Source organism: Reyranella sp. GW821-FHT14A01 (genome assembly GCF_058803965.1).
The window spans coordinates 47,233-68,743 of sequence record NZ_JBXAPM010000018.1; the positions used below are offsets into that span (position 1 = coordinate 47,233).

The following is a 21,511-nucleotide window of genomic DNA, read 5'->3' on the forward strand; positions in this document are numbered from 1 at the left end:
AGGCGATTACTGCGAGACGACGTTGCCCTTGAAGTCGACGGCGACGTTCACCGACTGAGGCCCCTTCTTGGCGGCGCCGCGCCAGATGCCGTCATCGTCCTTGGCGAGGGTCGCGATGTCGGTGTAGCCGGCCGCGACCGCACGATCCTTGGCCTGGCCTTCCGTGAAGGAGTTGGCGCCCTTCAGCGGCGCGCCGGCATCGGGGGCCTTGGCCTTGAACACGTCGCCCTTGCAGGCCGCCATGAAAGCGTCCTGGGTAATGCGCCCGTCCTGGGGTGCGGCCTGCGAGCGGATGCGGATATAGGCGATGTAACGGTCCGCCTCGGGGCCGGCGATCACGCCATCCTTGTTGGCATCGGCCTGCGCCCATTCGGCGGCGCAATCGGCCTCGTTGGCGGCAAAGGCTAACTGCGGTACGGCGGCGAACGCAACGGAAGCGATAATCGCGGCGCCTGCAAATTTGCGGATCATTCGAAGTCTCCGTCCTTGTTGTGTTTTCGGCGTGTCATCGAAGAACGGCGCGGCGTGCAACCACGTTCCCGAGCGGGGCGTTTTGTTAGCAGCGGTCGCCATTCCGGCGATCGCTGCGAACATGGAGAAACGCCATGAACGACCAGAAGCAGAATCCGTCGCAGCAGCAGGATCGCGAGCGCCAGCAGCGCGAGCAGGTCCAGCGCGAGCAGCAGCAGAAGCAGAACCAGCAGCCCAACCAGAAGCCTGGTCAGCCTCAGCAGCATCAGAACAAGGACCACTAGTCCTTGATCCCCTGAATCCGAATGCCCGCCTTACGGCGGGCATTCGTTTTTCAGAAACCAGAAAAGGAGGTTCTCACGATGACGCACTATGCAGCGGACCCGCCGCGCGAAGTCCCCGCCATTCCACCTGCGCCCGGCAAGGCCGAACCTGTGCCGCCCGAGATGCCGCTGCCGCCCGGCATGCCGGCGCCGGAAGATATGCCGACGCCCGTACCCCATCCGCAGGGCCCACCGGGGCCTGTGGCTTGAGGCCTTAAATCTACTCCTTCACCGCGCCGGTGAGGGAGGAGACGTAGTAGTCGACGAAGAACGAATAGAAGATCGCCACGGGCAGCGAGCCCAGCAGCGAGCCTGCCATCAGCGAGCCCCACTGGTAGACGTCGCCCGACACGAGTTCGGTCAGAATGGCCACAGGGACCGTCTTCTTCTCGCTGCTCTGGATGAAGGCCAGCGAGTAGATGAATTCGTTCCACGACAGGGTGAACGAGAAGATGCCGGCCGAGATCAGGCCGGGCACCGCCAGCGGCAGGGTGATGCGCCGCAGGATCTGCAGGCGCGTCGCCCCGTCGATCAGGGCGCATTCCTCCAGTTCGTACGGGATCGACTTGAAGTACCCGATCAGCAGCCAGGTGCAGAACGGCACCAGGAAGGTCGGGTAGGTCAGGATCAGCGCCAGCGGCGTATCGAACAGGCCGAGCTGGTAGACCGTGGTCGCCAGCGGGATGAACAGGATCGACGGCGGCACCAGGTAGGCGAGGTAGATGCCGAGGCCGACATACTGGCTGCCCCTGAAACGCAGGCGCTGGATGGCATAGGCCGCCAGCACGCTCGACAGCAGCGACAGAAAGGTTGAGCAGACCGCCACGCCCATCGTGGTCATCAGCCACTTCGGATACGAGGTCTGGAACAGCAGCTTGTAAATGTGGTCGAAGGTCGGGCTGCCGATCAGGAACGGATTGTACGTCTTGTAGTCGTACAGCTCGGCGTTCGGCTTGAAGGCCGTGATTCCCATCCAATAGAACGGGAAGAGCAGGATGATCACGAAGCAGATCAGCGGCAGGTAGATCGTCACCATCCGCCGGCCGCGGCTCTCCCAGACCATATCCTCGGCGGGAGCGGTCGAGCTGGTCGGCGTCTGGGCCGTCGTTGCGGCGTCAGTCATTGGCCTCTCCCTGCTGCCACTTGCGGCGCGCGAGCGCGAAGTAGCTGAACAGCGTGGCGAACACGAGGAACGGGATCATGGCGACGGCGATGGCGGCGCCCTCGCCCAGTTCGCCGCCGGCGATGCCGCGCTGGAAGGCGAGCGTGGCCATCAGGTGGGTCGAGTTAATCGGGCCGCCGCGGGTGATCGCATAGACGAGCTGGAAGTCAGTGAACGTGAAGATGATCGAGAAGGTCATCACGATCGCCAGGATCGGCAGCAGCAGCGGGAAAGTGATGTAGCGGAAACGCTGCCACGCCGTAGAGCCGTCGAGCAGGGCCGCCTCGTAGAGCGAGGGCGAGATCGTCTGCAGGCCGGCCAGCAGCGAGATCGCCACGAACGGAATGCCGCGCCAGATGTTGGCGGCGATCAGCGACCAGCGCGCCGGCCAGGTCGTGCTCAGGAAGTCGAACGGCTTGCTGCGCACGCCCAGCACGTCGACCGCGAAGTAGGAAATGATCGAGAATTGCGGATCGTAGATCCACCAGAAGGCCAGCGCCGACAGCACGGTCGGCACGATCCACGGCAGCAGGATGATGGCGCGCAGCAGGTTCTTGAGCGGCAGGTGCCGGTTCAGCAGCAGCGCGAGCCAGAGGCCCAGCGCGAACTTCCCGAACGTGGCCACGCCCGTATAGAAAACGCTGTAGAAGACCGCGGTCCAGAATTGCGGGTCCTCCATCAGGTATTCGAAATTATCGAGCCCGATCCATTTGCCGGTACGGCCGATCTTGGTGTCGGTGAAGGACAACCAGATGCCGAGGCCCAGCGGATAGGTGAGGAACACCATCAGCAGGCCGCAGGCCGGCAGCAGGCACATGAAAATCAGGAACGCCTTGTTGTCGAACAGGCGCGCCAGCCAACCCTGCTGTATCCGGGTCCGGTTCCAGTCGGTTATCGTGGCGACGGTCATCTTCCCTCCGAAGAGCGGGAGAGCGGCGCGACCGGTCGAACCGGTCGCGCCATCCCTGTCTTGCCTTGGCCTGTCTGGCCTTAGCGGTAGTAACGGCGCGTGCGACGCTCCGCTTCCTTGGCGGCGTCGGCCGGGGTCGCCTGGCCCGAGGCCACCGAGGCGAACATCTGCACCAGGATGTATTCCGCGGCGACGGTGCCGGCGGCCTGGGTGATGGGGCCCTTGTAGCCGCTCCAGAAGCGGTTGTTCATGGTGCTGCGATAGATCGCGATCTTGGGGTCGCTCGACCACACCTTGCTCTTGTCGTAGGCGTTGAGCGGGTGCGACCAGTAGCCCAGGCAGCCGGTCAGCCAGGGATCGTACTGCTCGGCCTCCATCATGAAGGTCAGGTAGGCCTTGGCGGCGTTCGGGAACTTGGTGTGCTTGAACACCATGGCATTCAGCACCGTGGCGCTCATCGGCGCCGAGCTCGCCACGCCCTGGGTCAGCAGCGCGTGCTCGGTGTCGTCGGCGATCGCCTTGGTCGCCGGGTCGTTCTTCAGCGCGAAGTACATCGACACGCCGTTGGCCGTGAAGAACAGCTCGTTCGACGCATAGGCCCGGTTGTTGCTGATGTCGTTCCACGACATCGTGCCCGGGATGAAGGTCGGGTAGAGTTCCTTCACGAAGTTGAGCGCGTTGACGGTTTCCTTGCTATTGATGGTGACCTTGCCGTCCTCGTCGACCAGCGAGCCGCCATGGCTCCACAGCATCCAGTTGGCGAAGCCGTTGGCGTCGCCCACCGCATTGCCGAGCGCGAAGCCGGCCGGCTTCTTGATCTTCTGGAGCTGCTGGCAGAGCTTGAGCAACTCAGGCAGTGTGGTCGGCACCTTGTCGAAGCCGGCTTCCTTCACCGCCGACGCGCGATAGACCAGCGGGCCGCCGGTGCCGCCCATCGGCAGGCCGATCCAGTTGTTGGTCTTGGCCTTCTTGCCGAACTTCTCGCCGAGGAACATCCAGCCGCCGTACTTCTTGCCGAGATACTCGGCGACGTCGGAGAGCTCGATCACCTTGTCGGCATAGATGTGCGGATCTTCCGCCCAGCCCAGGACGATGTCGGGGCCGGCGCCGGTATTGGCCGATACGGCGGTCTGCTGGCGGATGTCTTCCCAGCCCACCAGGTCGACCTTGACCTCGACGCCGGTCTCCTTGGCGAACTTGGCGCTGTTGGCGCGGAAGATGACCTCGTCGGGCTCGACGAAGCGCGCCGGCCGGATCAGGCGCAGCGTCGCGCCGCTCTCGATCGGCAGCTTGGGCGCCGGCACGTCCGCCTTGGGAATTTCCGACTGCGCGTTGGCCTTGCCGGCCATGGCCATCGCCGCCGCGGCGGCACCGAGAATGATCGACTCACGACGCTTGATGATGAAAGCCATTCTTGTTTCCTCCTAATTGACCTTTAGTTTGTCTTTTTTCCCCGTTCTCAGAGGCGCTGGCCCGACTGTTGGTCGAACAGATGGACCAGGGCGGGATCGGGCCTCACGGGCAGGATCTCGCCGGGCTTCGCCGTAACGCGTTCACGGAAGGCGCCGATCACCGACTGGCCGCCGATCCGCAGCAGGACCTGGGTTTCCGAGCCGGTCGGCTCGACCACCTGGACGGTGGCCGGGATACCACCGGGATCGAGCATGAGGTGCTCGGGCCGCACGCCGTAGACGGCGGGGCCCTCGGTCGGACGACCGCCATTGGTCGGCAGCGGCCAGGCCGTGCCGTCTTCCATGCGCAGCGCGCCGTTCGAGACCGTGCCCTTCACCATGTTCATGGCCGGCGAGCCGATGAAGCCCGCCACGAAAAGATTGGCGGGGCGGTCGTAGAGTTCCAGCGGCGCGCCGATCTGCTCGATATGGCCGTTGTTCATGACCACGATCTTGTCGGCCATGGTCATCGCCTCGATCTGGTCGTGCGTGACATAGACGGTCGTGACCTTGAGCCGCTGATGCAGTTCCTTGATCTCCGAGCGCATCTGGACGCGCAGCTTGGCGTCGAGGTTGGACAGCGGCTCGTCGAACAGGAAGACCTGTGGGTTGCGCACGATGGCACGCCCCATGGCGACCCTCTGGCGCTGACCGCCCGAGAGCTGGCGCGGGAAACGATGCAGGAGCTGCTCGAGGCCGAGGATCTTGGCCGCCCGGCCGACTTCCTGGTCCATCACCGACTTCGGCGCCTTCGCCAGGGTCAGCGAGAAGGCCATGTTGTCGTAGACCGTCATGTGCGGATAGAGCGCGTAGTTCTGGAACACCATCGCGATGTCGCGATCCTTGGGCGGCACCGTGTTGACCACGCGCCCACCGATCGCGATCTCGCCCGACGTGATGTTCTCGAGCCCCGCCAGCATACGCAGCAGGGTGGACTTGCCGCAGCCCGACGGGCCGACCAGCACCACGAACTCGCCATCGGCGATGTCGACACTTACGCCATGTAGAATCTCTACCGGCCCGAACGCCTTCCGCGCCTTGCGGACTTCGACCGTCGCCATACTTCCTCCACGCGTGCGGCCTCGGGCCGCTTATTGCTTGTACTTTTGCCGGCTCTTTCGACCGGTCGTGGCGGGATCATAACAAACCCGACGTGAAGTGCGAGTACTCACTGACGAATTGGTAACCCGATCACCAGCAATCGCTTGTCGGAAGTGAGAACCGCCTGCAGGATGTCTAAAGTGCAATTTTATCTTGGGGATTTACCGCAATGAACTTCGACGCTCTCGGGACCGCCTGGGCGCCGCGCCTGCTCAGTGTGCTGCGAATCATGAGTGGGCTCCTCTTCCTGCAGCATGGCACCGGCAAGCTGCTGAAATTCCCGGCCGGCGTCGTCCCCGCCAACTTCAACCTCATGTCGATGCCGGGCTATGCCGGCATCATCGAGTTCGTCTGCGGCATCCTGCTGGTCATCGGGCTGTTCAGCCGCCCGGCCGCCTTCGTCGCCTCCGGCATGACGGCCGTGGCCTATTTCCTGGTCCATGCCCCGATGGGTTTCTACCCGATCCTCAACAAGGGCGAGTTGGCCGTGCTCTATTGCTTCGTCTTCCTCTATCTCGCGGCGGCGGGTCCCGGACCGTGGAGCATCGACGCCGCACGCCGGAAGTAGCGCTTAACGCGCCTGCGCCAAGACGCTATGGAACGAACAACGGACGGCTGCCTCGTGCAGCCGTTTCGATGTGTACGACAATAAAAAGTCAGGAGGAGCGTTCATGTCCCAGCCGGTCTCGATCAACCGCCGCCGCTTTGCCGCCCTTGCCGGCGCGACCGCGCTCACAGCCCCGACGATCGTCCCCGGGGTCGCCCGCAGCCAGCCGCGCTGGAAGCCGGAGAAGCCGATCACGATCTACAACCCCTTTGCCGCGGGCGGCGTCACCGACGTGCACATGCGCCTGCTCGCCGAGGCCGTGACCAAGATCCTGGGCCAGCAGATCATCATCGACGTGAAGGCGGGCGCCGCCGGCACGCTGGCGCCCGCCATGCTGCTCAACGCCAAGCCCGACGGCTACACCTTGGCGGTGATGAGCATCAACACGCTGCGCTATCCGCACTACCAGCAGACCAACTGGAATCCGCTGACCGACTTCACCTACATCACCGGCCTGTCGGGCTACACGATGGGCATCGTCGTGCGCACCGACTCTCCCTGGAAGACGTTCCAGGACATGATCGCCGCCGGCAAGAAGGACCCGGACAAGTACAATTTCGGCACCTCCGGCGTGGGCGGCACCGGCCAGCTCATGATGATCGAGGTCGAGCAGGCGACCGGCGCGAAGTTCACCCACGTCCCCTACAAGGGCGGCGCGGAGTGGATGCAGGCGCTGATGGGCGGCGAGATCCAGTTCATCGCCGACGCCGCGCAATGGGCGCCGTTCGTCGACGACGGCAAGTGCCGCATCCTGGCCTTCGCGACCGAGAAGCGCATCCCGCGCTACCCCGACGTGCCGACCATGATCGAGCTCGGCGTCAACGTCGTGGGCCAGAGCCCCTACGGCCTGCTCGGACCGAAGGGCATGCCGCCGGAGATCGTCAACACGCTCTACGAAGCCTTCAAGCAGGCTTCGGCCGAGCCGAAGGTGACGGAGTATCTCGCGAAGTTCATCCAGGTGCCGTGGGACAAGAATCCCGCCGAGTTCCGGGCCTTCGCCGAGAAATACTATAACGACGTGAAGCCGCTGCTCATCAAGGCCGGCCTCGCGAAGTCCTGAGGAGGAGTCTTAGCATGGCGTTGAAGAAGGTGGCCCTCGAGATCGGCATGGGCACCGATATCAGGGGCGGCGACTATACCAAGGCCGCCGTCCGCGCCCTGCGGGACGCGCTGTGGCACAACTCGCTCACCATCGCGACGGCGCTCGGCAAGTCGAGCGACGACATGGTCGTCGAGGTCCTGATCGGCGTGCCCAAGCCCGACCAGGTCGACACCGCGCAGGTACTGGCGGTCCTGCCGCACGGCACCGGAACGGTGAAGGTCTTCGAGGGCGGCCTCGAGATCGACAACGAAGCCGGGACGGACAAGACGGTGATCGCCCAGGCGGCCGCCATCGTCCGCCTGGACCTGTAAGAGGAGAACGACCATGACCGCCAAGCGCGTGATCCTCGAACTCGGCACCGGCAACGACCTGCACGGCGGCGACTACACCAAGGCCGCCCTGCGCGCGGTGCAGGACGCCCTGCACCATTCGTCTCTCGCCATGATCCGGGCGCTCAAGATCGACACCAAGACCGGCATGTTCGTCGACGTCACGATCGGCGTGCAGCAGCCCGACAAGGTCGACGCGGAAAAGGTGAAGGCCTCGCTGCCCCACGGCATCGTCACCGTGAAGGTGGTGAAGGGCGGCCTCGACATCGCCGATCCGGAGAACAACGATCCGGCGGTGATCGCCAGCGCCGCCATCGCGGTCCGGATGGAGATTCCCTGACCGGAGTAGGCACCATGCTGCTCTACGAACACCCGCTTTCGTCCTATGCCCAGAAGGTGAAGATCGCGCTGCGCGAAAAGGGTCTCGACTTCAAGGTCGAGACTCCCGCCGCACTGGGCACCGGTACGGCCGGCGGCGCGTTCGCAGCAGCCAGCCCGCGCAACGAAGTGCCGACCTTGATCGACGGCGAAGCGCGCGTCTTCGATTCGACGATCATCCTCGAATATATCGAGGACAAGTATCCCTCCCCGCCTTTGCTGCCGCGTGATCCCGCGGCGCGCGCCGAGGCGCGCATGATCGAGGATCTCTGCGACACGCTCTACGAGGCGGTGAACTGGGGCCTGAGCGAGATCCGCTGGTTCAAGCGCGCCGAGGGCGAGCAGGCGGAGAAGATGAAGGCAACGGCGGCACGACAGACCGTCGAGCTGCAAGCCTGGCTGGCCAACAAGCTCGGCGACCGGCCGTGGTTCAACGGCGAGAGCTTCGGCTGGGCCGACCTCAGCGTCGCGCCCTTCCTCAACCGCTCGTTCTTTTATGGGCTGGGAACGCCAGGCGGTTCACCGCTGGCGCGGTGGCGCGACCGACTCATCGAACGCCCGTCGGTCGCGGCGACCTTCAAGGAATTCGAGGCCGCCGCCGCCAGCATGGCGAATGCGCACGAGCGGCTCGCGTCCGGACAAATCCGCCGCGAGTATCGCGATCATCGCCTGGAATGGATGATGAAGTCGGGCGGCCAGCAAGTCGTTCTCGACGGGTTGTCCAAGAACAACATCCGCTTCACCTGGCCGCTGGGCTGACGCGGCCTTAGCTGCGCGCGGCGCGGCCCATGAACAGGAGGCCGGCGCCGGCGATCACGGCAATGACGCCGGCGATTGTCGGGATTGGGATGGTGCGCTGCTCGTCGGCCGTGACCTTCAGCGGGCCGGCATCGACGATGGTCTTGCGCTCGGTGAAGGAGATGTTGTCGATCGCCAGGCCGGCGATGCCGATCGCGATCAAAAGGACGCCCAAGATAGCCATCGGCTTCATGCCGTGATCTCCCGTTATTGGTTCCCTCGGGCAACGCGAAATGCTGCCCGAGGTTGCCGTTCAGGAAGTCAGGCCTTCGGCTGGACCAGCATCGCCAGACCCTGCTCGATGGCCGTCCGGGCCATGTCACGGAGCTGGTCGTCGGTCGCGCTGCTGACCGGATGGCCGATCTGCGCGAAGGCGTAGCCCGGCATGCCGAGCACGCGGCCCATCATTTCGGCGGCACTGGCGAATCGCGTGGTCATCACGCTGAACGCGGGAACTTCAAGTCGTTCGGCGGTAACTGAGTCGTGCAGACTGCACGATGAGCAGGACCCTCAATCCCCTAAACCTGAGACGACGGCATCCCAGCCCTTGATCTCCGCCACGATGTGCGGGTCGGCCGGCGCGCTGTAGTTCGACTTGGTGCGGCTCACCACGTTGGCGACGCCGTACTCCTCGCGCAGGATCTGGTCGAGGTGCTTGAAGAAGCCCTTGGTGCCTTCCTTGCCGTTCGAGATGAAGCCGATGGTCTTGCCTTCGAGCGTGTCGAGACGCGGGGCGAGCTGGCCGGCCGGCGGGGCGGTGCCCGGCGTGGGATCGAGAACTTCGAACATGGGTTCCTCTTATTTCTTTGGGGGTTCGCAATCGACGCAGACGCCGATCGGCAGGGTGACGGCATAGCTCTTGTTGCCGAGCCAGGGTGGGATGACCGCGCCGAAGCCGCCGGCCGGTCCGCCCGCGGCCACGACCAGAAGCTGGTCGGGCGAATCCATCGCGGTGTAGACGCTGTCGCCGCGATCGCGGACCACGGCGCCCTTGCCGACATCGGCCCATTCGCGGCGGTGGATGCGCGCACGCTCATGGATGAAGGTCGCGATGTCGGCCTTGGTCCAGCCGCCCGCCTGCAGGTGCTCGCGCAGCTGCTTGGGAACGACGATCGCGTAGTTGCCGGGATGGATCGAGTAATGGCGCATGTTGGCGCGCATTTCGGCCGCGAAGGTCTCCAGGATCTCCTCGGGCTTGGTCGTCCATTCGTTCATGAGCTGGCGCGGTGCGCCGGCCGACATCACCGTGACCGAGGACGCACCCTTCGGCACGCCGCGATGCTCGGCGAGCGGCAGCCAGGTCGTGTCTTCCTCGTCCTCGGCGACGCAGTAGCTGAACTTGCCGGGATGGCCGAGGGTCGAGCGGTCGATCACGCCTGGACGGTCGTCCAGCAGGTTGATCAGGCAGAGCCGGATGGCGCGCCCGATGACCGCCGTCGCCCGGTCGGAGTTGGCGAGCGCGTTGAACGTGCCGCTGGCGCCGATCTCCAGGCGGATCGGCCCGTTCAGGATGACCAGCACCGCGCAGCCGCCGGTGCTCGCGGTGGCGCCATGCATCAGGAATTCGTCCTGCATCATGGCCGTCCAGGCCGTCACGACGACCGGGAAATGCATGGGCAGGCAGCCGGCCATGACGGCGTTGATCGCGAGCTTCTCGGCGGTGATGGCGAGGCCACGCACCGGCTCGATGCCGATCAGCTGGTCGGGCGGCATCATCACCCATTCGAGGCATTCCTGAACCGCCTCGCGCGTCGGCGGCACGATGGGCAGACCGTCGGTCCAGCCGTTGGAATGATAGAGTTCCTGGACGGCCGAAATGCTGTCGGCCGAGTAGGATCGGGATGCAAACTGCATAATGTTCCTCCGCCACTCCCCGCGCACAGGACGCCGGAGGGCTTCCGGCCAGAATAGTCCCCTCAGCGCCTATGCCAACCGCAACCTGATAGCCGCGATTATTCCACTTGATGCATCAAAGCCGGACGGGTTTCGGCCAAGACCGGCGCGCCAGCGCAAGGAAGCCCGCCGCCGATGGCGACGGTTCGCGCTCCCGCAGGAGAACAATGCCGAGGCGGCGCGAGAGTTTCGCCTCGCCGAGGGGAATCGCCCGCAGGTCGCGGCCGAGGAAAAGGCCGGTGGCGCCGGTCGGAACGATGGCGAGCCCGACGCCGGCGCGGACGCAGCCCATCAGGGTGGCGAACTGGTTGACGATGACGATCTGGCGAAGGGTGAGACCGGCGACCGCGGCGGCAGCATCGACCGTGCGACGGGTGCGCGAATCACTGGGTAATGCCACCAGCGGCTCGTCTTTCAATTCGGCGAGCTGGACGCTGCGGCGCGCGGCCAGCCGATGGCGGCGCGGCACGACCAGGCAAAAGGTTTCGCGCTGCAGCGCCTCGCCCGAGATCGCGTCGGGCAGCTCGTCGACATAGGTGAGGCCGAGATCGGCGGCGCCGCTGCGCACCGCTTCGAGCACGCTGCCATGCACGCCTTCCTGGACATGGATCTCGATGCCGGGCCGGTCCGCTCGATAGGAAGCGAGCAGCAAGGGCAGCGCGCCGCTCGCCACCGACATGATGCTGGCGATGCTGAGCCGGCCGCGCTGTTCCTCGGCGACTTCGCGGATCGAACGCACGGTGATGCGCAGGTCGTTCAGCATGCGCTCGGCCACAGCCGCGAATTCGCGGCCGGCCGGCGTGATCTGCACATGGCGCGTGTTGCGTTCGAACAGGCGAACGCCCAGCGCCGTCTCGACCCGCTTGATCGTGCGCGTCAGCGCTGGCTGCGAGATGCGCAGCCGCGCCGCCGCCGCGATGAAGCTGCCGTATTCGCCGACGGCGAGCACCGCCTCGAGCTGGCGGGCGCTGAAATCCGGCAGGGTCGGCTGGGCCATGGCAGCTCACGCTTTGAGAGAAGCGAAGTGAGGGATCTTTGGTCCTGTCTACCGTGAAGACGAAGCAGGATCACCTTCCGCCCCATTCAAATGGGGAGGTGGCGCGTAGCGCCGGAGGGGTCATGCGTGGCCGTTCTTCCTTCGGCGCTCCCGGACATCGCAAAGCGATGTCCTGACGCTCAACGGCCGAGCTTCGCTCGGCCCTACGCCGCCAGCATGCGCCCGGGATTGCGCTGGCGCAGGATCGGCATGATCCACTTGCCGAAGCGCTCCGCCTCCTCGTCGTGCAGGTAGCCCGAGAGGCAGAAGGAGTGGCAGCCGAGGTCGATGAACTTCTGCAAGGTGTCGGCGCACTGTTCGGGATTGCCGACGATGGCGATGCCGGCGCCGGGGCGGACCTGGGTGATGCCGGTCCACAGATGCGGCTCGATCGTCTCGCCGATCGCCGCCAGCTCGCGCACCCGGCGGTTGGCTTCCGACGTGGCGAAACGCTCCTTCACGAAGGCCTTCTGCGCCTCGCTGGCATGCGAAACGAGGCCATGGGCGAAGTTCCACGCTTCCTTCTCAGTCTCGCGGCAGACGACCTGCAGGCGCATGCCGAAGCCGATCTCGTTCTCGCGGCCGTGGCGTGCCGCCATCGACTTGATCTCTGCCATGTTGGCGCGGATGCGCTCGTAGGTGTCGCCCCAGAACAGGTGCACGTCGGAGTGCTTGGCCGAAATCTCCCAGGCCTGCTTCGAGCCGCCGCCGAGATAGAAGCGCGGATGGGGCTGTTGCAGCGGATAGGGCCGGATCTGCGCGCCCTTGAGCTGATAGAAATTGCCGTCGAAATTCACCGGGCCCTTCGTGGTCCACAGCGCCTTCAGGATCGAGACTTCCTCGTCCATGATCTCGTAGCGCTCTTCCTTGCCCCACTTGATGCCTTCGGAAGCATTCTCGGCCTCGCTCTGGCCGGCGATCAGGTTGATGCAGATGCGGCCGCCCGAGAGCTGGTCGAAGGCGGTGATCATCTTGGCGAGCAGCACGGGATTGATGTAGCTCGGCCGCGCCGCGACCAGCATGCGCATCGACTTCGAGCGCGCCACCATCATGGCGCTGGAGATCCAGGCTTCCCAGCAGGCGGTCTGGACCGGCACCAACATGTATTCGAAGCCGGCGGCTTCGGCCGCGCCAACCACCTTGTCGAACAAGTCCAGCGACGGCGCCACCTGGGCGCTCGCCAATCCATAGGCGGTGGTGTCGCCCGCCGTGGGCAGGAACCAGCCGAATTCGAGGCGCTTCTGATCAGCCGCCATCTCGTTAACCATCGTCATTCCTTCTCGATGCCGGCGGCCTTGGAGAGCCGGCCCCATTTCTCGATCTCGGACTTGATGAAGGGCCGGACATCTTCCGGCGCCTTGCGCTGCGGCTCGAACGAGATGCCGCGCAGGCGCTTGATGACTTCGGGATCGGTCACTATCTCCTGCACGGCCTTGTCGATGCGCGCCACGACCTCGGTTGGAGTCTTGGCCGGCGCCATGATCACGAACCAGGCGTCGAGCGCGAACTGGCCGAGCCCCGCCTCCTGGAAGGTCGGCACCTCGGGCAGCAGCGGCGAGCGCGAGTCCGACGCCATCACCAGCGCCTTCACCTTGCCCGCCTTCACCTGCGGCACGGCGATGGCCACGTCGGCGAAGGTCATGTCGATCTGGCCCGACAGGAGATCGCCCAGCGCCTGCGGCGCGGCCTTGTAGGGCACGTAGGTGATCTCGGTGCCGAGGCGCTCCGCCAGGGTCGCGGTGATGACACGCGCCGAGGGCGTGCCGGCGCCCGAGGTGAGCGGCGGCTTGGCCTTGGCGCGCTTGATGAAGTCGGGAAGCGTGTCCATGCCGGCATCGGCGCGCACCAGCAGCACGAACTGGATGAAGCCGTAGAAGCCGGCCGGCGCGAAATCCACCAGCGAATCGTAGGGCACCGACTTCATCAGGTTGGGATTGCCGGCATGCGTCGCGGCCGTCGCGATCATCAGCGTGTAGCCGTCGGGCGGTGCCTTGGCGACGTAGTTGGCGGCGATCGAGCCGTTGCCGCCGCCCTTGTTGTCGACGATCACCGGTTGGCCGAGCTTGGGCGCCAGGTATTCCGCCATGACGCGGGCCAAGGTGTCGGTGGCGCTGCCGGCGGCGTAGGGCACGACGATGGAAAGCGGCTTCGCGGGCCATGCCTGCGCCTGCAAGGGTGCTGGTGCCGCAGACGCAGCGGCAAGGATCGTCAAGGCTTTGCGCCGGCTGATGCTCATGCCGATCTTTATGCAAGCGGCGGCACCGATGCGCAATTGGCGCTGGTCGAGGCGCGAAAGAGGCGGCACGATCTTCTCAACATTTGGGAGTTCATATGCTGCAACACGGCAAGCGTCCGACAATCGCATCGCGGCATGGCATGGTGGCCGCCGCCCACCCGCTGGCCGCGGCAGCAGGCGCGCGTATCCTCTCGAACGGCGGCAATGCCTTCGATGCGGCGGTCGCGACCGCAGCGGCACTGAACGTCGTCGAACCTTACATGTCGGGCCTCGCCGGCCGCGGCGTCGCCACCTGCTACATCGCCAAGGAAAAGCGCGTCCGCACGCTCGACTTCGTCGGGCCGATCTCGAAGAACTTCCCGGTCGACAAGCTTAGCAACCGTTCACAGCTGCAGCGCGGCGCCCTCGCCGTCGGCGCGCCGGGCAACCTCGCCGGCTGGTGCGAGCTGAACAGCAGCCACGGCAAGAAGAAGCTGCCCGAACTGTTCGCACCGGCGATCGCCATCGCGCGCGACGGCTTCCAGCTCATCGAATTCAACATCGAGGAAATCCAGGGCGTCGCCGGCGAACTCGCGGGCTACAAGGCGCTGCATCCCGAATGGTCGCGCGTCTATACGGCCGGCGCCGGCAACGTGAAGCCGGGCTTCGTGCTGCAGCAGCCCGATCTCGCCCGCACGCTCGAGGCGCTGGCCAACGAGGGCCCGGGCCTGCTTTACGGCGGCGCGCTCGGAAAGAAGATCCTCGAGCGGCTGACCGAACTCGGCGGCTGCATGGTCATGGACGACCTACTGGCCGCCAAGGCCACCTGGCGCGATCCGGTGGCGGTCACCTATCGCGGCCGCACCGTCCATGTGCCGCCGCCGCCCTGCGAGGGCTTCCAGTTCCTGCTGACGCTCCGCATCCTCGAAGGCTTCGACTTCGCGAAGATGAAGCGCAATTCGACGGAGCATGTCGACACGGTGCTGCGCGCCGTCCGCCTCGCCGCCGGCGTGCGCATCGCGACCGGCGTGCCGGCGCCGCAGAAGCTGGCCGAGATCCTGTCGGACGCCCATGTCGAGACGCTGCGGGCCCGCGTGCGCGACGGCAAGCCGGTGATCGGCCCGACCGAGCAGTGGACGCCGTCGAACGAGCCGGTCTCGCCGGTCGACGAGAGCCACACGACGTCGTTCTCGATCGCCGACAATGACGGCAACCTGATCTGCCTGACGCAGAGTCTGGGCAGCGTGTTCGGCTCGGGCATCGTCGTGCCCGGCACCGGTCTCTGCCTCAACAACTTCCTCTACTGGGCCGACGTGAATCCGCAGAGCCCGAACCGCGTGAAACCGGGCGACCAGCTGCCGATGTGCATGGCGCCCTCGATCTCGACCAAGGACGGCGACCCGATCCTCGCGCTGGGCACGCCGGGCAGCTACGGCATCCTGCAGACCCAGCCGCAAGCGATGGTCCAGCACGTCGATTTCGGCCTGCCGCTGCAGCAGGCGATCGAGGCACCGCGCGGCCGCCTCACCGACGGTGCCGAGGTCTATCTGGAATCGCGCCTGCCGCCGGACGTCCATGCCGACCTGCGCAAGCTCGGCCACAACATCACGACCGGTCCGGAATGGACCATGAAGGTGGGCGGCATGCAGGGTGTGGCGATCGACCAGGCGACCGGCATCTTCACCGGCGGCTGCGACCCGCGGCGCGACGGCTACTGCGTCCCGGCCTGAGCGCTACTTTCGCGGCCGCGACGGCTCGGAAATCTCGGCCACGGCGGCGCCGACGCGGGACTCCGCGGCGGCATCAGGCTCGGTCGCGATATCGCCCAGGGCCACGATGCCGGCGAGGTTCTTGTCGCGGTCGAGGATGACGAGGCGCCTCACCTGCAGCACCTTCATGCGTTCGAGGACCTCTTCGGTCTCCTCGTCGCAGAAGGCGTAGGCGACATCCTCGGTCATGCAGTCCTTGACCAGGGCATCGACCGGCGACCAGCCGGCCGCCACCGCGCGCACGACGATGTCGCGGTCCGTGATCGTGCCGACCAGGCGCTTCCCGTCGCAGACCGGCAGCGAACCGACCCCCATCGCCTCCATGGCCTCGGCGGCCTTCTGGAGCGACGCGTCGGGCGCGATCGTCTCGACCTCCCGGGTCATGATCTCGGAAACCTGCATGGGCGGGTAATGCAGATCTCTCGACATGGTTGCGCCGCGTTTCGGCATTCCTCTTGCACCGAGGCGCGATGCAAGATGGAATGCGCTCCAACGAGAACGTTCAAGAGGGGGATGGTTGATGCGTAAACTGGCATGGCTCGCGGTCGCCGCGATTGCCGTCATCGGCGCCGGCACGGCGAATGCCCAGCAGACCCCGCGCAAGGGTGGCACGCTGCGCATGACCGCGCCCTACGCCGCGAGCTTCGGCAGCCTCGACCCGCATGTGACGCCGCGCGCCCAGGACGACATCGTCGGCAAGGCGCTGCAGCGCTCGCTCTACAACTGGGACACCGCGGCCAACAAGCTGACGCTGGAGCTGGCCAAGTCCGTAGCGGTCTCGGCCGACGGCCTCACCTACACCTACAAGCTGCGCGACGACGCCTTCTTCCATAACGGCCGCAAGATGACGGCCGACGACGTGATCTACTCCTTCACCCGCATCATGGACGGCACGAAGGGCTATCCCGGCGCCCGCTATGTCCGCCTGATCAAGGGCGCGGTCGATGTCGAGAAGGGCACGGCCAAGGAGATTTCCGGCCTCAAGAAGATCGACGATTCGACGCTGGAAATGACGATCACCGACCGCGTCGACCCCGGCTACTATTTCTTCGGCGGCTCGACGGCGATCCTGCCCAAGGAGGAAGTCGAGAAGGGCAACTATGCGTCCAACCCGGTCGGCCTCGGCCCCTTCAAGTTCAAGGAGCACATTCCCGGCTCGCGCGTCGCGATGGAACGCTTCGACAAGTTCTACAAGACCGGCCAACCCTACCTCGACAAGCTCGAGGTGCTGATCATGGCCGAAGCGGCCGCCCGCGACGTCGCCTTCCGCAACAAGGAGATCGACACGTCGATCCTGGGCCCGGCCCAGTACGTAGCCTATCGCGCCGATCCGCAGCTCGCCAAGGGCATCCTGGAAGTGCCGGAGATGTTCACACGCTCGACGCACTTCAACCTCGACTCGATCAAGCCATTCAAAGACAAGCGGGTGCGGCAGGCGATCAACTACGCGATCGACTCCAACCTGATCATCTCGCGCCTGGTCAAGGACAAGGCCTACCGCGCCACCAGCTGGTTGCCGCCCTCGTCGGCGGCCTTCGACAAGACCGTGAAGCCCTATCCGTACGATCCGGAGAAGGCCAAGAAGCTGCTGGCCGAAGCGGGTTACCCGAACGGCTTCGAGTTCGAATGGACGACCAGCCAGAACGAGAGCTGGGGCCTGCCGATCGTCGAAGCGGCGATCCCGATGCTGGCGCGGGTCGGCATCAAGGCCAAGCCCAAGCTGGTCGAGGTCACGGTACAGACCGAGATCCTGATGAAGGGCGACCATCAAGCCCTCATCCAGTCGAGTCTGACGGGTCCGGACTCGCTGGCGACGCTGCGTTGCTACTACTCCAAAACGCCGCGCACGGCCTGCAACTATACCGGCTTCAACAATGCCGACTTCGACAAGCTGCTCGACGATGCCGCCCAGGAAGGCGACATGGCCAAGCGCGACGAGATGCTGAAGAAGGCCAACAACCTGCTCTACGATGAAGCACCGGTCTGGTTCTTCAACTACAACAAGGCGGTCCTGGCCTTCCAGCCGTGGGTCCACGGCCTGCAGCCCAACCCGACCGAGATCACGCATCAATACCCGGAGAACATCTGGGTCGACGCCAGCTCGCCGGCCAAATAGCCGCGAACGAAGAAAGTTGAAGGATCCCTCGCTGCCGCTCGGGATGACAAAGTTGCTGTCATCGAGAGCTGTGGCGGGGGACCTCTAGAAACCTCGCAATGCTTCTTGTCCTCGGCCGCCGCCTCGCCAACGTCATCCCGACGCTGCTCGCCGTCGTGGCGCTCGTTTTCCTGCTGTTCTCCGTCCTGCCCGGCAGTTTCATCTCCGGCATGAACGAAGATGGGCGCTCGACCATCGACCCCGCGGTCATGGAGCGCATGCGCAAGGAGATGGGCCTCGACGATCCATTGATCGAGCGCTTCGCAAAATACGTGGCCGCAACCGCCACGGGCGATCTCGGCACCTCCTTCCGCACGCGCGAGCCGGTCACCAAGATGCTGGCCGGCCGCATCTGGCCGTCGCTGAAGCTGGTCCTCGCGGCCATGACCTTCGCCATCCTGGTCGGCGTGACGCTGGGCTTCCTGGCCGCGCTGAAGCCCGGCAGCCTGGTCGATACCGCCGCCATGGTCGGCGCCATCTCGGGCCTCTCCCTCAGCCAGTTCTGGTTCGGCCTGATGCTGATGTACCTGTTTGCGCTGAAACTCCAATGGCTGCCGAGCTTCGGCTATGGCGATGGCGGCCTGCGCAACCTCATCCTGCCGGCGATCGCGCTGGGCGTCGGCCCGATGGCCCTGCTGGCCCGCACCACGCGCGCCGCCGTGCTCGACGTGCTCAATGCCGACTTCGTCCGCACCGCGCGCAGCAAGGGCATGAGCGAGCGCCGTGTCGTCGAATGGCATGTGCTGCGCAACGCACTGGTCCTCGTCATCACCATCGTGGGCCTGCAGTTCGGCTCTCTGATGGGCCAGGCGGTCGTCGTCGAGAAGCTGTTCGCCTGGCCGGGCGTCGGCTCGCTGATGGTCGATTCGGTGTTCCAGCGCGACATGCCCACGGTCCAGGGCTGCATCCTGATGATCGTGGTGTTCTTCCTCGTCATCAACACACTGGTCGACATCGCCTATGTCGTGATCGACCCCCGGATCCGGTACCGATGAGCATTGCCCTCAAACTCCCTCGCCTCAGACTGAAGGGCGGGTCCTCCCTCTGGGTCGGCGGCAGCCTGGTCGCCATCGCGATCTCCGCGGCGATCCTGGCGCCGTGGATCGCGCTGACCGATCCGGTGATGGACGCCAACCTGATGAACGCCGAGATCCCGCCCGGCTGGGAGTATCCATTCGGCACCGACGCGCAGGGCCGCGATATCTATTCCCGCATCGTCTACGGCGCGCGCGTGTCCCTGAGCGTCGGCATCATCAGCCAGATCTGCAACAGCCTGATCGGCGTCACCCTGGGCCTGACCGCCGGCTATTGGGGCGGCTGGTGGGACGATCTGGTGAGCGGCCTCACCAACCTGATGCTGGCGATCCCCTCGCTGGTCTTCGCGCTGGCCATCATGGCGATCCTCGGACCCGGCCTGTTCAGCCTCGTGATCGCGCTCGGCCTGACGAGCTGGTCCTATTCCTGCCGCATCGCGCGCGCCCAGGTCCTGTCGCTGAAGAGCCAGGGCTACATCCAGGCCGCGCGCATCCTGGGCTATGGCGACCTGCGCATCATGTTCACGCAGGTCCTGCCCAACATCCTGGGGCCTCTGATCGTGATCGCGACCCTGGGCATGGGTGGCGCGATCCTGGCCGAGGCAGCGCTGTCGTTCCTGGGCCTCGGCATCCGCCCGCCCTTCCCGAGCTGGGGCAGCATGCTGTCGGAGGCGCGCGACCAGATCACCACGGCGCCCTGGCTGTCGGTGTTCCCGGGCCTCGCGATCTTCTTCACCGTGCTCGGCCTCAACCTGATGGGCGATGGCTTGCGCGACTATCTCGACCCGCAATCGACGACGCGGCGGGGATGAGGGCACGCGCATGACAACGCCCCTTCTCAAGGTCGAGAACCTGCGCATCGCGCTGGCCGGCGACGGCGTCACCTACAATGCCGTCGAGAACGTCTCGTTCGAGATCGGCCGCGGCGAGGCCTTCGGGCTGGTGGGCGAATCGGGCTGCGGCAAGAGCATCACGGCGCTGTCGGTGATGGGCCTGCTGCGCCGGCCGCTGTCGCTGGCCGGCGGCAAGATCGTCCTCGACGGGCAGGAGATCCAGAACGTCTCCGCCGCCGAGATGCGGCGCCTGCGCGGCAAGCGCATCGCCATGATCTTCCAGGAGCCGATGACGGCACTCAATCCTCTGTCGCCGGTCGGCCGACAGATCGCCGAGATGTTCGTGCTGCACCAGGGCGCCAACTGGAACGAGGCGATGGACCGCGCCGAGGATGCGCTGCGCCAGGTCCGCGTGCCCTCGCCCGAGCGCCGTATCAAGGACTATCCGCACCAGCTCTCGGGCGGCATGCGCCAGAGGGTGATGATCGCCATCGCGCTGGCCTGCGGCCCCGACCTGCTGGTCGCCGACGAACCTACCACGGCGCTCGACGTCACGGTGCAGGCCGAGATCATCGACCTGATGGCCGAACTCTGCGCCGCCAAGGGCACGGCCGTCCTGATGATCAGCCACGATCTCGGCCTGGTCGCCAACATGTGCAAGCGGGTCGCCGTCATGTATGCCGGCCGCATCGTCGAGAGCCAGGTGGCGGATGCCATCTTCGCGCGGCCAAGCCATCCCTACACGCAGGGCCTGATCGATTCCCTGCCGCGGCTCGGCGAGCGCGCCAGGCGCGGCCGTCAGAAGCTGCGCGAGATCTCGGGCGTCGTGCCCGCCATCGCCAATTATCCGGCCGGCTGCCGGTTCAATCCGCGGTGCCCCGCCGTCACCGATGTCTGCCGCACCGTCGTGCCGGAGCCGACGCCGCTGCCGGCCGAGGGGCTTGTGAGGTGCCATCATCATGGCTGAGGCCCTGCTTACGCTCGACGACCTTGCCGTCCACTTCAAGGTCGGCAATGCGCTGGCCGGCGGCATCAAGACGCTGAAGGCGGTCGACGGCGTCACGCTCGACGTGAAGCCCGGCGAATGCCTGGGCCTGGTCGGCGAATCCGGCTGCGGCAAGTCCACGCTCGCACTGGCCATCATGGGCCTGCTGCCGCCGACGCGCGGCACGATGAACATCGATGGCCAGCAGATTTCCGGCAGCACCCCGCCCGACCGCATGAAGATGGCGCGCACGGTGCAGATGGTCTTCCAGGACCCCTACGCCTCGCTCAATCCGCGCCAGACGGTGCGGCGGACCTTGGCCGATCCGCTGCGCCTGCACGGCGTCACCGACAAGGCGGAAGTCGAAGCACGCGTCATCGACATGATGGCCAAGGTCGGCCTGCGCCCTGAGCAGGCCGACCGCTATCCACACGAGTTCTCCGGCGGCCAGCGCCAGAGGATCGGCATCGCCCGCGCGCTGATCCTGAAGCCCAAGCTCGTGCTCTGCGACGAGCCCGTGTCGGCGCTCGACGTGTCGATCCGTGCCCAGATCATCAACCTCCTGCTCGAACTCAAGGACGAGATGGGGCTGGCCTACATCATGATCAGCCACGATCTCGGCGTGGTGGAGCATGTGAGCGATCGCGTCGCCGTGATGTATCTCGGCCGCATCGTCGAGCAGGGCGGCTGGCAGGAGATCTTCGAGAACCCGCGCCATCCCTATACGCGCGCCCTGATCGCGGCGATCCCCGATCCGTTCCACCGCGCCGCCATCGGCGCCAGCGCCAAGGCACATGGCGAGATCGCCAGTGCGCTCAAACCGCCGCCCGGCTGCCATTTCAATCCGCGCTGCCCGCTCAAGGCCGATATCTGTACGGCGGAGTATCCGGCGTTCGGCGAAGTATCCCCGGGCCATCGCGCGGCTTGTCATTTCCGTGACTTGACCCAATAGGAAACGC

Annotated in this window: 25 protein-coding genes; 13 read left to right on the top strand and 12 right to left on the bottom strand. The window is 65.7% G+C overall.

Annotated features, from left to right (window positions below):
• Positions 1 to 6: 6 nt before the first annotated feature.
• Entirely contained in the window at positions 7 to 471 is a 465-nt protein-coding gene (locus tag AC1ROX_RS26825) for a hypothetical protein (RefSeq protein WP_493131045.1), read from the bottom strand.
• A gap of 134 nt (positions 472 to 605) precedes the next feature.
• Here AC1ROX_RS26825 and AC1ROX_RS26830 point away from each other — a divergent pair, with 134 nt between their 5' ends.
• Both AC1ROX_RS26830 and AC1ROX_RS26835 read left to right on the top strand, forming a co-directional pair.
• The gene (locus AC1ROX_RS26830; RefSeq protein ID WP_493131047.1) at positions 606 to 755 is read left to right on the top strand and encodes a hypothetical protein; all 150 of its coding nucleotides are present in this window, start codon (positions 606 to 608) and stop codon (positions 753 to 755) included.
• Positions 756 to 833: 78 nt separating this feature from the next.
• Complete coding sequence (locus AC1ROX_RS26835; protein ID WP_493131049.1) at positions 834 to 1,004, top strand: hypothetical protein; 171 nt, start codon at positions 834 to 836, stop codon at positions 1,002 to 1,004.
• A 10-nt stretch (positions 1,005 to 1,014) separates the two neighbouring features.
• Here the strand turns inward: AC1ROX_RS26835 and AC1ROX_RS26840 are convergent, their stop codons facing one another.
• From AC1ROX_RS26840 to AC1ROX_RS26855, 4 genes are all read right to left on the bottom strand, one after another.
• A complete protein-coding gene (locus tag AC1ROX_RS26840) occupies positions 1,015 to 1,917 on the bottom strand; it encodes a carbohydrate ABC transporter permease (RefSeq protein ID WP_493131051.1) in 903 nt (300 codons plus the stop codon).
• Positions 1,910 to 2,866, bottom strand: a complete 957-nt coding sequence (locus tag AC1ROX_RS26845; RefSeq protein ID WP_493131053.1) for a carbohydrate ABC transporter permease — start codon at positions 2,864 to 2,866, stop codon at positions 1,910 to 1,912. Before AC1ROX_RS26845 ends, AC1ROX_RS26840 begins: the two co-directional genes overlap by 8 nt.
• 80 nt (positions 2,867 to 2,946) lie before the next feature.
• Positions 2,947 to 4,278 (bottom strand): ABC transporter substrate-binding protein, encoded by a 1,332-nt coding sequence (locus AC1ROX_RS26850; RefSeq protein WP_493131055.1) that lies wholly within the window; start codon positions 4,276 to 4,278, stop codon positions 2,947 to 2,949.
• 47 nt (positions 4,279 to 4,325) lie between these two features.
• Positions 4,326 to 5,378: an ABC transporter ATP-binding protein gene (locus AC1ROX_RS26855; RefSeq protein ID WP_493131057.1), complete on the bottom strand. Its 1,053-nt coding sequence runs from the start codon at positions 5,376 to 5,378 to the stop codon at positions 4,326 to 4,328.
• Between the two features lie 209 nt (positions 5,379 to 5,587).
• On the opposite strand from AC1ROX_RS26855, the gene AC1ROX_RS26860 reads away from it, so the two are divergent.
• The 5 genes from AC1ROX_RS26860 (at position 5,588) to AC1ROX_RS26880 (ending at position 8,593) form a co-directional block, all read left to right on the top strand.
• Positions 5,588 to 5,986, top strand: coding sequence for a DoxX family protein (locus AC1ROX_RS26860; RefSeq protein ID WP_493131059.1), 399 nt, complete (start codon positions 5,588 to 5,590; stop codon positions 5,984 to 5,986).
• 103 nt (positions 5,987 to 6,089) lie between these two features.
• Positions 6,090 to 7,085 carry a tripartite tricarboxylate transporter substrate binding protein gene (locus tag AC1ROX_RS26865; RefSeq protein WP_493131061.1) on the top strand — a complete coding sequence of 332 codons (996 nt, stop codon included), beginning with the start codon at positions 6,090 to 6,092 and terminating at the stop codon, positions 7,083 to 7,085.
• 14 nt (positions 7,086 to 7,099) lie between these two features.
• Positions 7,100 to 7,438, top strand: a complete 339-nt coding sequence (locus tag AC1ROX_RS26870; protein WP_493131063.1) for a Lin0512 family protein — start codon at positions 7,100 to 7,102, stop codon at positions 7,436 to 7,438.
• A gap of 13 nt (positions 7,439 to 7,451) precedes the next feature.
• Positions 7,452 to 7,796: a Lin0512 family protein gene (locus AC1ROX_RS26875; protein ID WP_493131065.1), complete on the top strand. Its 345-nt coding sequence runs from the start codon at positions 7,452 to 7,454 to the stop codon at positions 7,794 to 7,796.
• 14 nt (positions 7,797 to 7,810) lie between these two features.
• Positions 7,811 to 8,593: a glutathione S-transferase family protein gene (locus AC1ROX_RS26880; protein ID WP_493131067.1), complete on the top strand. Its 783-nt coding sequence runs from the start codon at positions 7,811 to 7,813 to the stop codon at positions 8,591 to 8,593.
• Positions 8,594 to 8,600: 7 nt separating this feature from the next.
• Here the strand turns inward: AC1ROX_RS26880 and AC1ROX_RS26885 are convergent, their stop codons facing one another.
• From AC1ROX_RS26885 to AC1ROX_RS26910, 6 genes are all read right to left on the bottom strand, one after another.
• Positions 8,601 to 8,825, bottom strand: a complete 225-nt coding sequence (locus AC1ROX_RS26885; RefSeq protein WP_493131069.1) for a hypothetical protein — start codon at positions 8,823 to 8,825, stop codon at positions 8,601 to 8,603.
• Positions 8,826 to 8,893: 68 nt separating this feature from the next.
• Positions 8,894 to 9,421 (bottom strand): UGSC family (seleno)protein, encoded by a 528-nt coding sequence (locus AC1ROX_RS26890; RefSeq protein ID WP_493131071.1) that lies wholly within the window; start codon positions 9,419 to 9,421, stop codon positions 8,894 to 8,896.
• A gap of 9 nt (positions 9,422 to 9,430) precedes the next feature.
• Positions 9,431 to 10,486, bottom strand: a complete 1,056-nt coding sequence (locus tag AC1ROX_RS26895) for a hypothetical protein (protein WP_493131072.1) — start codon at positions 10,484 to 10,486, stop codon at positions 9,431 to 9,433.
• 115 nt (positions 10,487 to 10,601) lie between these two features.
• On the bottom strand, positions 10,602 to 11,522 hold the full coding sequence (locus tag AC1ROX_RS26900) for a LysR family transcriptional regulator (RefSeq protein ID WP_493131074.1): 921 nt from the start codon (positions 11,520 to 11,522) through the stop codon (positions 10,602 to 10,604).
• Positions 11,523 to 11,725: 203 nt separating this feature from the next.
• Positions 11,726 to 12,835 carry an LLM class flavin-dependent oxidoreductase gene (locus AC1ROX_RS26905; protein WP_493131076.1) on the bottom strand — a complete coding sequence of 370 codons (1,110 nt, stop codon included), beginning with the start codon at positions 12,833 to 12,835 and terminating at the stop codon, positions 11,726 to 11,728.
• Positions 12,832 to 13,866 (bottom strand): Bug family tripartite tricarboxylate transporter substrate binding protein, encoded by a 1,035-nt coding sequence (locus AC1ROX_RS26910; protein ID WP_493131078.1) that lies wholly within the window; start codon positions 13,864 to 13,866, stop codon positions 12,832 to 12,834. Before AC1ROX_RS26910 ends, AC1ROX_RS26905 begins: the two co-directional genes overlap by 4 nt.
• Before the next feature lie 26 nt (positions 13,867 to 13,892).
• Between AC1ROX_RS26910 and AC1ROX_RS26915 the strand changes: the two genes are divergently transcribed.
• A complete protein-coding gene (locus tag AC1ROX_RS26915; protein ID WP_493131080.1) occupies positions 13,893 to 15,506 on the top strand; it encodes a gamma-glutamyltransferase family protein in 1,614 nt (537 codons plus the stop codon).
• 3 nt (positions 15,507 to 15,509) lie between these two features.
• Here AC1ROX_RS26915 and AC1ROX_RS26920 read toward each other — a convergent pair whose 3' ends face one another.
• Complete coding sequence (locus AC1ROX_RS26920) at positions 15,510 to 15,974, bottom strand: CBS domain-containing protein (RefSeq protein ID WP_493131082.1); 465 nt, start codon at positions 15,972 to 15,974, stop codon at positions 15,510 to 15,512.
• A gap of 91 nt (positions 15,975 to 16,065) precedes the next feature.
• Between AC1ROX_RS26920 and AC1ROX_RS26925 the strand changes: the two genes are divergently transcribed.
• The 5 genes from AC1ROX_RS26925 (at position 16,066) to AC1ROX_RS26945 (ending at position 21,504) form a co-directional block, all read left to right on the top strand.
• Positions 16,066 to 17,661, top strand: a complete 1,596-nt coding sequence (locus tag AC1ROX_RS26925) for an ABC transporter substrate-binding protein (protein WP_493131084.1) — start codon at positions 16,066 to 16,068, stop codon at positions 17,659 to 17,661.
• A gap of 98 nt (positions 17,662 to 17,759) precedes the next feature.
• The gene (locus AC1ROX_RS26930) at positions 17,760 to 18,695 is read left to right on the top strand and encodes an ABC transporter permease (RefSeq protein WP_493131086.1); all 936 of its coding nucleotides are present in this window, start codon (positions 17,760 to 17,762) and stop codon (positions 18,693 to 18,695) included.
• Positions 18,692 to 19,546: an ABC transporter permease gene (locus AC1ROX_RS26935; RefSeq protein ID WP_493131088.1), complete on the top strand. Its 855-nt coding sequence runs from the start codon at positions 18,692 to 18,694 to the stop codon at positions 19,544 to 19,546. The genes AC1ROX_RS26930 and AC1ROX_RS26935 overlap by 4 nt, the downstream gene beginning before the upstream one ends.
• A 10-nt stretch (positions 19,547 to 19,556) precedes the next feature.
• The gene (locus AC1ROX_RS26940; RefSeq protein WP_493131090.1) at positions 19,557 to 20,534 is read left to right on the top strand and encodes an ABC transporter ATP-binding protein; all 978 of its coding nucleotides are present in this window, start codon (positions 19,557 to 19,559) and stop codon (positions 20,532 to 20,534) included.
• Complete coding sequence (locus AC1ROX_RS26945) at positions 20,527 to 21,504, top strand: ABC transporter ATP-binding protein (RefSeq protein ID WP_493131092.1); 978 nt, start codon at positions 20,527 to 20,529, stop codon at positions 21,502 to 21,504. Before AC1ROX_RS26940 ends, AC1ROX_RS26945 begins: the two co-directional genes overlap by 8 nt.
• Positions 21,505 to 21,511: the final 7 nt, after the last annotated feature.